This is a genomic window from Pseudomonas sp. TWR1-1-3, assembly GCF_049896805.1.
Classification (GTDB): domain Bacteria; phylum Pseudomonadota; class Gammaproteobacteria; order Pseudomonadales; family Pseudomonadaceae; genus Aquipseudomonas; species Aquipseudomonas bubulae.
In genome coordinates, this window is record NZ_JAFCUZ010000001.1 from 270,859 (window position 1) to 283,852 (window position 12,994).

Genomic DNA, 12,994 nt, shown 5'->3' on the forward strand with positions numbered 1-12,994 from the left:
TTCGACCGCACAGGGCGGTCGAATGGGCTTTACGAATTAAACCGTTTTCGCCAAAGGTACGCCTGCAGTGGTTTTGGACAGCGCGTCCTGCAGTTTTTGCTCTTGTTCCGGGGACAGGGAGGTACGCAGGACCTTGCCCTTGAAGTCCGAGTCTTCCAGTTCCTTCAGCACTTTTTCCGGCTGGAATTTGCGCAGCAGAACGAACAGGGCCGAGGAATCATTCGGAATGGTCTCGCTCAATGACTTGATGAAATCATCATCGATCCCGTAATCGCTCAATGAGCCCGACAAAGCGCCGGTACCGGCACCCAGTGCGCCGCCGATGGCAAAGCCTGCCAGCGGGTTGAGAAACAGCAGCCCGACCAGTGCGCCCCACAGGCCGCCGGTGACCAGGCCTGAAGTAGCCCCGATCGCTGTCAGGTTAACGCTTTGCTTGATATGGATCTTGCCTTCGGCATTACGCACCACAATCACCGCATCTTCCAGCTCGACCAGATGCTCTTTGCTCAGCGAAACCATCTTGGTGAGGGCACGATCTGCTTTTTCGGTGTCTGAAAATCCCACTACGATTAAATCGGACATGTCTTTCATTCCTTGACGGTACAGGTCCAGCCCGGCGAAGGGCTGAAGGGTGGAGGGGTTTCTCAAGGCGGCACAATGCAAACACCCTGGCGCGCAGTGGTTCAGCTTTCTGGAGCCTGCTGCGAGGAATGAGCGTGGTCGCTAACCTTGAAACGGTCAAGTCGACGAGACATATCTCTTGATAAAGAGAGGGGTGCGGCAAGGGGATAATGCCGTGGCAGGTGCAGTGTGCAAATGATTTGAGGAGGGCTGGCTGAGCAGCCCTGACCTCAAGCCTTGGGCTGATACCTCACAGGCTTATGGCTGTTCGTTCTTTTCAGGTGCATTCAGGCCGGCCTGGATACGTTGGTAAATTTCTTCACGGTGAACGGCTACATCCTTCGGCGCATTGATGCCGATTCTGACCTGTTGTCCGCTGACACCTAAAATAGTGATCGTAATATCGTCACCGATGTTTATGCTTTCACCAACTTTGCGGGTGAGTATCAGCATTTTTTTCTCCTTGATGGCTTTGTAAGGCACGTCTCTGAGACGGTGCGGCTTCGGTCATGACTACAGAATACTGCTAAGTACGTATTATTGCGCCGCTCATTACAGACGACATGGCCAGAGGTTTAATTCCCTTTACGGGGAAAATTCTCGCGCATAAGCCTTAAATTGGGGCACTTTGGATTTGTTCAAGGAGAGCAAGGCCGCTGCCCCAGTGATAAAATCTACCCATTCAAACAGACAGGGGAAACGCAGTGCGTATAGTCATCGTGATGACAGCAATATTGGCCTTGACGGCTTGCGGTCAGGAGTCTAACGATAAAATCCAGCGGGCTAAAGCAGCTTCTGAAGCAACGATGGCCCAGGCCCCTGTTGCTCACTGGGCTTTGGAGATCACTGAAGGCCAGAGAGCGACCATTCCGGACACGACCGGCAGGCTTCTTGACAACGGTTTTACTCCTTACATTTACGAGAGTGGCGGGGTTCAGCACTTCCTGATCGGACCATTCACCACCCAGGCTCAAGCGCTTGAGGCCCAGCAAAAGATGAAACTCAAGCCCAAGCTGGACGGTATTGAAACCAACGTGATCGAACTGCCCGCCGCGAAATAGTCTGATACAGCGTCGGGTACCCGCCTGAGCTTAGCTGCCGCTGGCGTTATTCGACGCTTTGTGCAGGAAATATTTGCTCACTCGGCGCACATCAGAGCAACACGACGGCAAGGGCCATCGCCATGAGCAATCACAAGATCGAAATTCGACGCAGCAATGTCGAAAAAATCCTTCTGGGGGCTGAAAAGGTTTTTGCCGAAAAAGGCTTTGCCGGTACGGCGATGGCGGACATTGCGGCGCAAGTCCAGTTGCCACGTTCCAACCTGCATTACTACTTCAGCACCAAGACGGATCTTTACAGCGCGGTATTGCTGGGGTTGCTGGAAGTGTGGAAACAGGATGCGCTGTGTTTCGAGACCTACGACGATCCTCGTCTGGTATTGAGCAGTTACATTCGTGCCAAAATGCACCACTCACGTACCCGGCCCCATGGTTCGAAAGTCTGGGCCAATGAAATGATCCATGGCGCCCCGACCCTGGGTCTTGCGCTTGATGCCAGTTTGTATGACTGGGCCAAGATCAAGGAGGCGAAAATTCGCCAATGGGTGCAAGACAAGCGAATCCTGCCTGTTGAGCCGTCCAGCCTGCTGTATATGATCTGGGCATCAACCCAGCATTACGCTGACTTTGACCATCAAGTGATGATCATCAACGATCACCAGCCGTTGTCCGATATCCAGTTTGAACGTGCGGTGCAGACCGTCACCAGTGTGATCCTGCGCGGGATCGGGCTGGAGCCGTAAGCAACCCTGCTTATCGATCGTGTGGGAGCGGGCTTGCTCGCGATGGCATCACCCCGGTGTACCTGACACACCGCATTGCCTGCATCGCGAGCAAGCCCGCTCCCACAGGGTTGATTTACGAAGCCACGCAGTACGGGTTACGTGGGTCGTGGTTCCAGTCCAGAAATGGCAGGCCATTGTTGTGTGGCACCATCTCGATACAGTCCTGCACCGGGCAGGTTATCTGGCACAGGTTGCAACCCACACATTCATCGTCGATCACTTCATACCGATGTGTGCCGTCGGCCTGCTTCAAGCTGGCGATGGCCTGGTGCGAAGTATCTTCGCAGGCAATATGGCAGCGCCCGCAACCAATACAGGCGTCCTGATCGATCCTGGCGATAACCTGATAATTGATATCCAGATATTTCCAGTCAGTAGTATTGGCCACTGCACGGCCGGAAAAGTCCTCCAGGCTGGTATAGCCTTGACTGTCCATCCAACGCGACAAACCGTCTTTCATTTCTTCAACAATTCGAAATCCGTGAAGCATCGCTGCGGTGCATACCTGTACCGAGCCACAGCCCAGGGCAATAAACTCTGCAGCATCACGCCAACTGCCAATGCCGCCTATCCCACTGATAGGCAAGCCTTTGGTCAGCGGGTCGCGGGCAATTTCCGCCACCATATTCAGTGCTATCGGCTTGACTGCCGAACCGCAATAGCCGCCGTGGGTGCTCTGGCTGCCCACTACGGGTAGCGCCACCATGCGTTCAAGGTCGACACTGGTGATCGAGTTGATGGTGTTGATCAATGACACCGCATCGGCGCCGCCACGATGGGCCGCCCGGGCGCTAAGGCGGACATCGGTGATATTGGGCGTCAGTTTGACGATCACCGGCAATGAACAGTAGGTCTTGCACCAGCGTGTGACCATTTCCACGTACTCGGGCACCTGGCCCACGGCCGCGCCCATGCCGCGCTCCGGCATGCCGTGGGGGCATCCGAAATTCAGCTCGATGCCATCGGCACCGGTGGCCTCCACCAGTGGCAGGATGTATTTCCAGGACTCTTCTTCGCAGGGCACCATCAGCGACACGATAAGGGCCCGATCCGGCCAGTCCTTCTTGACCTGGGTGATCTCGCGCAAGTTGATTTCAAGGGAGCGATCGGTGATCAGCTCGATATTGTTGATGCCCATGACTTCGCGGTTGGGGCCGTAGTGTGCCGAGTAACGCGAGGACACGTTGACCGCGGCCGGGTCCTCCCCCAGGGTTTTCCAGACCACGCCACCCCAGCCTGCCTCGTAGGCTCGTACCACGTTGTAGGCTTTGTCTGTAGGTGGCGCAGAGGCCAGCCAGAACGGGTTGGGGGCCTTGATACCGGCGAAAACAATCGAGAGATCGGCCATTTATGCAGCCTCCTGATCAAGCATGAGTTGGGCATGCATGGCTTCTGCGGCCAGCTTGCCGTGTTGCACGGCCTGTACGGTCAGGTCTTGCCCCAGGGAGGTGCAATCGCCTCCGGCATAGACCCCGGGAATATTGGTGCGCAGGTGTTCGTCGACTTCGATGCGATCGCCCGCGCGCTTGAGTGTTTGCGCCAGCGGATCGCTCAGGGCTGCATCATCAAAGGCCTGGCCGATGGCCTTGAACACCGCGTCTGCGGCCAGCTCGAAGGTTTCACCGGTGGTCACCAGGCGCCCGTCTTCCAGGCGTGTGCGGGCAAAGCGCATGCCGCGCACCTTGCCGGTGTTGTCCAGCAACACGTCCTGTGGCTGTGCCCAGGTCATTAGTCGCACCTGATTGGCCTTGGCAATGTCCTGCTCGTGCCCGGTGGCGCCCATGTCCTGCAGCCCGCGGCGATACACCAGATTCACTTCGCGAGCGCCAAGACGGGCCATTTGCACGGCCATATCGATCGCAGTGTTGCCAGCGCCCAGCACAATGCAGCGCTCGGCCAGGGGTAACCGGGTCAGGTCGTCGCTTTGGCGCAACTCGCGGATGTAGTCGGTGGCAGCCAGCAGCCCCGGAGCATTTTCATGGGGCAAACCCAGCTGGCGACTGGCAGCCAGACCCAGCCCGAGAAATACCGCATCGAATTGCCGGTGCAGTTCGCTCAGGCTCAAGTTGTCGCCCAAGCGCTGGCCGTGGCGCACTTCAATGCCGCCAACCTGCAGGACGAAATCCACTTCGCGCTGGGCAAAATCGTCCACCAACTTGTATTTGGCAATCCCGTACTCGTTAAGCCCGCCGGATTTCTCCCGCGCTTCGAAAATCACCACCTCATGCCCGTGCAGTGCCAGGCGATGGGCGCAAGCCAGCCCCGCAGGTCCGGCGCCGACCACCGCGATGCGTTTGCCGGTGGGCGCGGCACGCTTGAACGGATGCTCGCTGAACTGTGCATGATCGACCGCATAGCGCTGTAACAAACCGATCAGTACAGGCGCGCATTCCTGGCTGTTGTTGCGCACGCAGGCTTGCTCGCACAGTACCTCGGTAGGGCACACCCGGGCACAACTGCCGCCGAGGATATTGGCCGAAAGAATTTTCTGTGCTGCGCCCTGGATGTTTTCCTGTTGGATATTGCGAATAAACGACGGGATATCTATATCGCTGGGGCAGGCATTGACGCAGGGGGCGTCGTAGCAATACAGGCAACGTGAGCTTTCCAGCACGGCCTGGCGAGCATTGAGGGGCGGCGCCAGATCGGTAAAGTGGCTGGCCAGGACCTGCGCAGATTCATGGGGGTGGGGTAAATGGTTCAAGGACTTGATCACGGTGCTTACCTCAGGGGTGAGGAGATCTTTGTGCCTCTGTCGGGCAGTGTTTTTATGCTCAGCGTTTAACAGCCACCGGTTGCTGATGCTCGGCGCGCTTTTTCAGCAAGTCGAACACCGCAGGGTAGGCCGGGCGTTCGATATAGCGACCGGCTCCGCGTTCGGCCCGCAGGTCACCGTCAACCCACACCAGGCGACCCTGACTGATGGTATGACTGGGCACACCGCGTACGGTCTTGCCTTCAAAGATGTTGAAGTCGACATTTTGATGGTGGGTTTTGGCGGAAATGGTGCGGGTGCCCTGAGGGTCCCATAGCACCAGGTCGGCATCGGCACCGACCCGGATCGTGCCTTTGCGCGGGTAGATATTGAAGATCTTCGCGGTGTTGGTGGAGGTCAGCGCTACAAACTCCTGCATCGACAGGCGCCCGGTATTCACGCCTTCATCCCACAGCAGCGCCATGCGGTCTTCGATACCCGCCGTGCCGTTGGGGATCTTGCTGAAATCGTCACGCCCGGCGGCCTTTTGTTCGGCGCAAAAGCAGCAGTGGTCGGTGGCGGTAGTGTGCAGGTTGCCCGATTGCAGGCCGTGCCACAGTGCCTCCTGATGCCCGCGAGGGCGGAAGGGCGGGCTCATCACGTAGCCTGCTGCCGTTTGCCAGTCGGGATGCTGGTACACGCTGTCATCCAGCAGCAAATGCCCGGCCAGTACTTCGCCATATACCGGTTGGCCCTGACTGCGGGCGTAGGTGATTTCGTCGAGTGCTTCACGGGTCGAAACATGCACCAGGTACAACGGCGTACCGAGGGTCTGAGCGATGCGGATCGCCCGGCTGGCCGCTTCACCTTCCACCTGGGAGGGACGTGACAGCGGATGGGCTTCCGGCCCCGTCATGCCCTGAGCCATAAGTTTGCGTTGCAGGTGGTACACCAGTTCGCCATTTTCGGCATGCACGGTGGGCACTGCGCCCAGCTCCAGGCAACGCTCGAAGCTGGCCACCAGAGTGTCGTCTGCGGCCATGATCGCGTTCTTGTAGGCCATGAAATGCTTGAAGCTGTTGATGCCGTGATGGCTGACCAATTCGGCCATTTCTTCACGTACTTGCTCGCTCCACCAAGTGATTGCGACATGAAAGCCATAGTCTGCTGCCGACTTTTCGGCCCAGCCCCGCCACTGATGAAAAGCCTCAAGCAGGGACTGCTGCGGGTTGGGAATGACAAAGTCGATAATCGATGTTGTACCGCCTGCCAGACCGGCCGCGGTGCCACTGAAAAAGTCTTCGCTGGCGACGGTGCCCATAAACGGCAATTGCATATGCGTGTGGGGGTCGATACCACCGGGCATCAGATATTGGCCGCGACCATCGACAACTTCGCAGCCTGGGGGAACATCAAGATCAGTGCCAATCGCGCGGACCAGACCGTCAGCGCAATATACATCCGCACAATAACTTTCATCATGGGTCACAAGCGTAGCGCCACGGATTAACAGCGACATACGGAGTTCCTCGCAGGCTGACCGGCTAAAGCCGGTTCTAACTGTTGTTATTGAAATTTAGTGGGAAGTTTGCATTCCTGCCACTGGTGACAGGAATAAAATCTAGAGGGTTGTTGAAGAATGATCAAACTTTATTTTTAACGAGGTTAGATATGTATAACTATATGATTTTTAAAGTTAATTATTTTAAATCACCAAAATGATGCACGGCCTCACCATTTTGACGCACTTGACAGGATTCAAATATAAGCGAACTTTCTTATGCGAAATCAGGTGCTTGAGCTTGCGGATGAAGGGAGGTGAGTCGATTAAGTTAATAAGCACGCACCGAAGTGTTTCGTTTGGCGATATAAAAAAACTGATAAAGGCCTTTAACGGGAATGAGAGTCATTTGGCTGGTGTTTAAAACGGTTTTAAAAGCAGCGTGTTGCCAGTCATGCAGGACGGTTTGAGCAGGCGAGGGAAGTAACACGGCACAGTTCTTGATTGTTGCTGCCATGACCGGGCGGGATAGGCAAGTAAGTGTCCAGGCAAGGGAGCGCTTTGTGTCCATACGCAGCGCCAGGCAGTTCAACCAGGAGCAGCACAACAAGAGAGTGATCGACTATGCAACCGAGCAGATCAAAAGTCACCGAACGTAACGGTTTGTACGAACTGGATGCCGGGCCTGAAGTCCTCGATAGCCCCCGGTACAACCACGATATCGCCCCCACCAAAGTTCATGAGCGCACCTGGAACAAGTGGCATATCACTGCCTTGTGGGTCGGCATGTCCATTTGCGTACCCACCTATACCCTGGGCGGGGTTCTGACAGCCTATTTCGGGCTTTCAGTGGGTGAGGCACTGCTGGCGATTCTGCTGGCAAATATCGTGGTATTGATCCCTCTGACTCTCAATGCCTTTGCGGGCACCAAATACGGCATTCCCTTTCCTGTTTTGCTGCGTTCTTCCTTCGGCATTATCGGCTCCAACGTACCGTGTCTGATCCGTGCTCTGGTGGCCTGCGGCTGGTTCGGGATCCAGACACTGTTCGGCGGTCTGGCCATTCACCTGTTTCTGGGCTCGGTGTTCGAGGGCTGGAAAAGCCTGGGCGGTACGGGTGAAGTGATCGGCTTCATGATTTTCTGGGCGCTCAACCTGTGGGTGGTATTGCGCGGTGCCGAGTCGATCAAGTGGCTGGAAACCCTGTCTGCACCCTTGCTGGTACTGGTCGGTCTGGGCCTGCTGGTGTGGGCTCTGCCCAATGTGTCGATGAGTGAACTGCTGGCCCAGCCGCCCAAGCGCCCGGAAGGTGCCAGTGTGTACGGCTACTTCTTTGCCGGCCTGACTGCAATGGTGGGTTTCTGGGCCACCTTGTCCCTGAATATTCCGGACTTCAGCCGATACGCAAAAAGCCAGAAAGACCAGATCCTGGGGCAGATTTTTGGCCTGCCGCTGACCATGTTCCTGTTCGCCGCTCTGGGCGTGGTGATGACGGCAGCGTCCGAAAAACTGGTAGGCGTTACCGTATCCGACCCGGTCAGCCTGATCGGCCATATCCAGAGCCCGGGCTGGGTGGCACTGGCCATGGCGCTGATCATCATCGCCACGCTGTCGACCAATACGGCGGCCAATATTGTGTCGCCCACCAATGACTTCCAGAACATAGCTCCCAAGTTGATCAACCGCACCACGGCAGTGATCTTGACCGGCCTGGTGGGCTTGGCGCTGATGGCTCATGAATTGCTGAAGAAACTCGGCCTGCTGGTCTCGGATGTGAGCCTGGAAACCGTGTACTCCAACTGGTTGCTGGGTTACTCCAGCCTGCTTGGGCCGATTGCCGGGATCATGGTGGTCGACTATTTCGTTATCCGTCAGCAAAAACTCGACCTTGCCGGGCTGTACCGTGACGGGGTGTACCCGGCCTGGAACTGGAAGGGTTTTATCGCTTTTGGTGTACCTGTGGCGCTGACGTTGCTGTCGTTGGGCAGCAGTGCCTTCAGCTGGTTCTATGACTTCGGCTGGTTTACCGGGTCGTTGCTCGGGGCCGTGATTTATTACGGGTTGTATCGCCTGAACAGTCAGCAAGCAGAAGCCGTCAAAGGCACGGTTTGAAGCGCCTTCCTATAAAAACTGCCTGAGGAAACTATCATGAACGCCGCACACGACCTTCAGCAGCACCGCGCGCCATTGATCAACGGCGAGCGCCTGTGGGCCTCGTTAATGGAACTGGCCCAGCTGGGTGCCACGGTAAAGGGCGGTGTATGCCGCCTGGCCCTGACCGACCTGGACCGCCAGGCCCGGGATATTTTTGTACGCTGGTGTGAGGACGCCGGTTGCACCGTCAGCGTGGACGCCGTGGGCAATATCTTTGCCCGCCGCCCGGGGCGCAATCCGGATTTGCCGCCGGTGATGACCGGCAGCCATATCGACACCCAGCCCACCGGCGGCAAGTTCGACGGCTGCTTTGGGGTACTGGCCGGGGTTGAAGTACTGCGCACCCTCAACGACCTCAATATCGAGACCGACGCGCCGCTGGAAGTGGTGGTGTGGACCAATGAAGAAGGCTCACGCTTTGCGCCTTGCATGATGGGTTCCGGGGTTTTTGCAGACAAGTTTACCCTTGAAGAAACCCTGGCCAAAACCGATCCCCAGGGCGTGACCGTGGGTGAGGCCCTGAATGCAATTGGCTATGCTGGCAGCCGCCAGGTCAACGGCCACCCGGTGGGGGCCTACTTTGAAGCTCACATCGAACAGGGGCCGATTCTGGAGGACGAGCGCAAAACCATCGGCGTCGTACTTGGCGCCCTGGGGCAGAAATGGTTCGACCTCAACCTGCGCGGTGTAGAAGCCCATGCCGGGCCTACGCCCATGCACCTGCGCAAGGATGCATTGGTCGGGGCGGCGGCCGTGGTTGCCGCCGTCAACAAGGCAGCTCTTGGCCATCAACCCCACGCCTGCGGGACCGTGGGTTGCCTGCAAGCCTATCCGGGCTCGCGCAATGTTATCCCCGGTGAAGTGCGCATGACCCTGGACTTCCGGCATTTGCTGCCCGAGCGGCTGGACTCGATGATCGAGCAAGTGCGTGGGGTGATTGAAGCCACCTGCGAGGAGCATGGCCTGAGTTTCGAACTGACTCCCACAGCAGACTTTCCGCCGCTGTACTTCAACCCTGATTGCGTCAACGCCGTGCGGGATGCGGCCAATGAGTTGGGCTTGTCGAACATGGATATCGTCAGCGGGGCAGGGCACGACGCCATCTTCCTGGCCGAGTTGGGTCCGGCAGGGATGATATTTGTGCCCTGTGAAGGCGGCATCAGCCACAACGAAATCGAAAACGCCGATCCCAAGGATCTGGCAGCGGGATGCGCGGTATTGCTTAAGGCAATGTTGGCGGCGTCGAAAAATGTAGCGCATTGATGCTTATTTAAAGATCCAGCACTTTCTCCTGTCTATGGGAGCGGTAAAAGCCGCTCCTGTTCCCATATATTCTTGTTCTTTAGATGCCCGCGAGATCGAATATTTGTTTCGTGATGTTTCTTTTCGCCTGCTGTGTCGGCATTTTTGTATTTTAAGTTTGCGCAATAACAATATCTTAGTTTTGTCCTAAAGATGATTCTGTAAGATGGTGTAGGATCTTTCTATGTATATTTGTTTGCGGCTATGGTCTCTTGAGGGTAATGTTTATTTGAGAGTTTGTTGAATTATTAATAGCTGGGAAGTTATCAGGCTTAAGGTTGTGGGGGTTTTATGAATCTGGACGATATTGGCAATACACCACTCGTTGAGCTGATGCGATTTGCCTGCAATGGAGGTCGCTTGTTTTCGAAGTGTGAATATATGAATCCTTCTGGCAGTCATAAAGATCGAACTTATTTGAATATCATCACTTCGCTAGAGCGTGAGGGTGTCATTCGTAAAGGTATGACGCTGGTTGACTGCTCGACCGGTAACGGTGGGGCGGCGCTAGCATGGATTGGAAAGAAGAAAGGTTATTCCATCAAAATATTCATGCCGGAAGGGATGACATGTGAACGTAAAGAGCAAATAAGAGCGTATGGAGCACATGTGGTCGAAACGCCCAAAGGTTGTCTATGAAGCCTGAAAGCTTGGGTGTTATATTAGGGTTGTTCTTTTGTTTTATCAGCGCCGCCTTTGACGTGTATGTCGCGTTTATAACGCAGGTACTTGATACCCTGGTGGTTGTTTTCTATTGCTTTGTTTCGTCTGCTGCATTGTTTATGATGTACAGCCTCCGTGCAGGCAGGCATAGCTTGATGGACAAGATCCGGCAAGACTGGCCATTGGTGGTATGGATCAATCTGTCGGTATTGTTGAATTGGGGCGGTCTTTTTTATGCCCTGCGATTTCTGGAACCAGCGGTAGTAGGGGTAGCCTCAGTAGCCTGCGGCCCAGCATTGACTTTGCTGGTGTCGAGCTTTGTAAAAGGTGCTGGCAAGGCCACTGCACTCGAAACCCTGATTGCCGGACTGGTATTGCTCTCGGTTGCCATAATGCTGTTTCAGTCTTTGGTCGGGGAAAGTGGTATTTCTTCGACTTCCATAGAACAGAGAATTATCGGTATTGTCAGTGTAGTGCTGTGTGCAATGGGCACGGTATTTTATACGATTGTTTCCAAAAAGATGTTTTATTGTCGTTGGAAAACTTATGACATTCTGGCTGTGAGGAGCGTCATGATGGTAGTTGTTTGCAGCCTGTTTATCAGCTTCAGCGACACCTCATTCAGTCTCGCCCCCCAGTGGATCTTGCCGCTGTCAGTTCTGGTTGTCGTCGGCCATCTGTTGCCTGTCTACCTTATTCAAAAAACCATTTTTCATCTCAGTCCAATAGCGGTGTCATTTGTATTGCTGACGTTGCCGGTTTTTACCTTGCTACTTCAATACCTGGATTCGCGGGTGGCGATTTCAATGCCGAGCATCCTGGCCGTCTGTCTTATTGTTGGACTGCTGGCCTGGCTGGCTATATCAAACAGGCGAGGTGCGAAATGATAAGAGTTGTAGTGGTTGACGGATTTTCGTCGGGTAAATTCCTGGCAATGAAATTGTACGAAAATGAATGTGCTTTATTTCATGTTGCGTCCAGTTCTGATCTCGATGGCTATTATTATGCCGGATTTGATTCGTCTATTTACGAGCGATCCATCGTTCATACGGATACGACGTTCACGTTGGCGGAGCTCAGGCATTTTAATCCCGATGTTATTATTGCTGGGGCAGAAAGCGGGGTGTTATTGGCCGATCTGTTGAATGAACAGTTGGGGCTGGATTACGCCAATGAGTTTTTCAGGAGCAGGGCTCGCAGAAACAAATACGAGATGATTCAGTGCGTTACCGAAGCCGGTTTATCCGCCCCTGCCCAGTGCGCAGTGGATACGTGGAGCGACGGTAAAGACTGGGTGGCTGCCCATGGCAGGTTTCCGCTAGTCGTAAAACCCCTGGAAAGCGCAGGGGCGGACGGGGTTTATATTTGCCGCGATCTGGCAGCGTGCAAGGGGGCATTCAAGGCGCTGTTGGGTACGCGCAACAAGTTGAGTCTCGAAAACAGCCAGGTGCTACTTCAGGAGTATTTGGTGGGCACTGAGTATGTCGTCAATATGGTGTCCTTGAATGGGTATCAGTTGGTCACAGAGGTGGTGAAATACACCAAGCGTGTGCTGGAAACAGGCAGCATCGTATATGACATCGATCAACTGCTTGCTTGCACCGACGCTCCGTATGCCGAGTTGGTGGCCTATACCCGAAAGGTGGTGAAGTGCCTGGGTATCCGTAATGGCCCCAGCCATGCCGAGGTTATGTACACCGAGGACGGGCCAAAACTGGTGGAGATTGCAGCACGTACAGACGGGATTCTAAGGCCCGGTGTCTCGGCACTGACCACCGGTCTTGGACAGATTGATGCATGTGCACTGTCCATTACTCGGCCCCTTGAGTTTGAGCAGCTACTGGCCGGCAATCAGGACTATGTACTGTCCAGGCACACTTACAATGTGTGCCTGATCAATCATTCGGAAGGTGTTTTCTGTACCGGGGCATTTGTGCAGCAATTGCGCAGCCTGGCGTCTTTTTTCGAGGTGGTGTTCTACGTCGAAAATGGTCAGCGAATTGCGCCTACCCGGGACGTATTCAGTCAGCCGGGCACTGTTTATCTGGTTCATACCGATCTGGCGCAGATCGAAGCCGATTACGCTCGAATCCGTGAAATGGAAGCAGCCGGGATCTATCTACAAGAGAAGAAATAAGACAGACGCCCCAACCTGTGGGAGCGGGCTTGCCCGCGATGCAAGCACTGCGTTCTGTCAGGCAAATCGCGGTGT

General features: G+C 55.2%; 13 protein-coding genes. 7 read left to right on the forward strand and 6 right to left on the reverse strand.

Translation table 11 applies throughout. The features are described from left to right. Window positions 1–36 precede the first annotated feature (36 nt). Together ACP7BE_RS01270 and csrA are read right to left on the reverse strand one after the other, a co-directional pair. Window positions 37–582 (reverse strand): DUF1269 domain-containing protein, encoded by a 546-nt coding sequence (locus tag ACP7BE_RS01270; RefSeq protein ID WP_016780418.1) that lies wholly within the window; start codon window positions 580–582, stop codon window positions 37–39. A gap of 297 nt (window positions 583–879) precedes the next feature. Continuing rightward, window positions 880–1,074 carry a carbon storage regulator CsrA gene (gene csrA / locus ACP7BE_RS01275; RefSeq protein ID WP_016780419.1) on the reverse strand — a complete coding sequence of 65 codons (195 nt, stop codon included), beginning with the start codon at window positions 1,072–1,074 and terminating at the stop codon, window positions 880–882. 251 nt (window positions 1,075–1,325) lie between these two features. Between csrA and ACP7BE_RS01280 the strand changes: the two genes are divergently transcribed. Together ACP7BE_RS01280 and ACP7BE_RS01285 are read left to right on the forward strand one after the other, a co-directional pair. Further along, window positions 1,326–1,682: a hypothetical protein gene (locus ACP7BE_RS01280; RefSeq protein ID WP_095002352.1), complete on the forward strand. Its 357-nt coding sequence runs from the start codon at window positions 1,326–1,328 to the stop codon at window positions 1,680–1,682. A 122-nt stretch (window positions 1,683–1,804) separates the two neighbouring features. Continuing rightward, entirely contained in the window at window positions 1,805–2,425 is a 621-nt protein-coding gene (locus ACP7BE_RS01285) for a TetR/AcrR family transcriptional regulator (RefSeq protein ID WP_095002353.1), read from the forward strand. A gap of 115 nt (window positions 2,426–2,540) precedes the next feature. Here ACP7BE_RS01285 and preA read toward each other — a convergent pair whose 3' ends face one another. From preA to ACP7BE_RS01305, 4 genes are all read right to left on the reverse strand, one after another. Continuing rightward, the gene (gene preA / locus ACP7BE_RS01290) at window positions 2,541–3,815 is read right to left on the reverse strand and encodes an NAD-dependent dihydropyrimidine dehydrogenase subunit PreA (RefSeq protein ID WP_095002354.1); all 1,275 of its coding nucleotides are present in this window, start codon (window positions 3,813–3,815) and stop codon (window positions 2,541–2,543) included. Then, window positions 3,816–5,183 (reverse strand): NAD(P)-dependent oxidoreductase, encoded by a 1,368-nt coding sequence (locus ACP7BE_RS01295; protein ID WP_218722898.1) that lies wholly within the window; start codon window positions 5,181–5,183, stop codon window positions 3,816–3,818. A gap of 58 nt (window positions 5,184–5,241) precedes the next feature. After that, the gene (gene hydA / locus ACP7BE_RS01300; RefSeq protein WP_095002356.1) at window positions 5,242–6,681 is read right to left on the reverse strand and encodes a dihydropyrimidinase; all 1,440 of its coding nucleotides are present in this window, start codon (window positions 6,679–6,681) and stop codon (window positions 5,242–5,244) included. A 313-nt stretch (window positions 6,682–6,994) separates the two neighbouring features. Next, window positions 6,995–7,234 (reverse strand): hypothetical protein, encoded by a 240-nt coding sequence (locus ACP7BE_RS01305; protein WP_133144381.1) that lies wholly within the window; start codon window positions 7,232–7,234, stop codon window positions 6,995–6,997. Between the two features lie 53 nt (window positions 7,235–7,287). Between ACP7BE_RS01305 and ACP7BE_RS01310 the strand changes: the two genes are divergently transcribed. From ACP7BE_RS01310 to ACP7BE_RS01330, 5 genes are all read left to right on the forward strand, one after another. Continuing rightward, window positions 7,288–8,775 (forward strand): NCS1 family nucleobase:cation symporter-1, encoded by a 1,488-nt coding sequence (locus ACP7BE_RS01310; protein ID WP_095002357.1) that lies wholly within the window; start codon window positions 7,288–7,290, stop codon window positions 8,773–8,775. A 36-nt stretch (window positions 8,776–8,811) separates the two neighbouring features. Continuing rightward, window positions 8,812–10,080, forward strand: coding sequence for a Zn-dependent hydrolase (locus tag ACP7BE_RS01315; RefSeq protein WP_426104367.1), 1,269 nt, complete (start codon window positions 8,812–8,814; stop codon window positions 10,078–10,080). Window positions 10,081–10,410: 330 nt separating this feature from the next. Next, window positions 10,411–10,758 carry a pyridoxal-phosphate dependent enzyme gene (locus ACP7BE_RS01320; protein WP_426104369.1) on the forward strand — a complete coding sequence of 116 codons (348 nt, stop codon included), beginning with the start codon at window positions 10,411–10,413 and terminating at the stop codon, window positions 10,756–10,758. Next, window positions 10,755–11,669 (forward strand): EamA family transporter, encoded by a 915-nt coding sequence (locus ACP7BE_RS01325; RefSeq protein ID WP_426104371.1) that lies wholly within the window; start codon window positions 10,755–10,757, stop codon window positions 11,667–11,669. Before ACP7BE_RS01320 ends, ACP7BE_RS01325 begins: the two co-directional genes overlap by 4 nt. 11 nt (window positions 11,670–11,680) lie before the next feature. Further along, a complete protein-coding gene (locus tag ACP7BE_RS01330) occupies window positions 11,681–12,919 on the forward strand; it encodes an ATP-grasp domain-containing protein (protein WP_426104373.1) in 1,239 nt (412 codons plus the stop codon). Window positions 12,920–12,994 lie beyond the last annotated feature (75 nt).

Excerpts from the sequence above, each read along its gene's own strand:
- ACP7BE_RS01270 (WP_016780418.1), bottom strand. The coding sequence starts at position 582 with ATGTCCGATTTAATCGTAGTGGGATTTTCAGACACCGAAAAAGCAGAT.
- csrA (WP_016780419.1), bottom strand. The coding sequence starts at position 1,074 with ATGCTGATACTCACCCGCAAAGTTGGTGAAAGCATAAACATCGGTGAC.
- ACP7BE_RS01285 (WP_095002353.1), top strand. The coding sequence starts at position 1,805 with ATGAGCAATCACAAGATCGAAATTCGACGCAGCAATGTCGAAAAAATC.
- preA (WP_095002354.1), bottom strand. The coding sequence starts at position 3,815 with ATGGCCGATCTCTCGATTGTTTTCGCCGGTATCAAGGCCCCCAACCCG.
- hydA (WP_095002356.1), bottom strand. The coding sequence starts at position 6,681 with ATGTCGCTGTTAATCCGTGGCGCTACGCTTGTGACCCATGATGAAAGT.
- ACP7BE_RS01305 (WP_133144381.1), bottom strand. The coding sequence starts at position 7,234 with ATGGACACAAAGCGCTCCCTTGCCTGGACACTTACTTGCCTATCCCGC.
- ACP7BE_RS01310 (WP_095002357.1), top strand. The coding sequence starts at position 7,288 with ATGCAACCGAGCAGATCAAAAGTCACCGAACGTAACGGTTTGTACGAA.
- ACP7BE_RS01315 (WP_426104367.1), top strand. The coding sequence starts at position 8,812 with ATGAACGCCGCACACGACCTTCAGCAGCACCGCGCGCCATTGATCAAC.
- ACP7BE_RS01320 (WP_426104369.1), top strand. The coding sequence starts at position 10,411 with ATGAATCTGGACGATATTGGCAATACACCACTCGTTGAGCTGATGCGA.
- ACP7BE_RS01325 (WP_426104371.1), top strand. The coding sequence starts at position 10,755 with ATGAAGCCTGAAAGCTTGGGTGTTATATTAGGGTTGTTCTTTTGTTTT.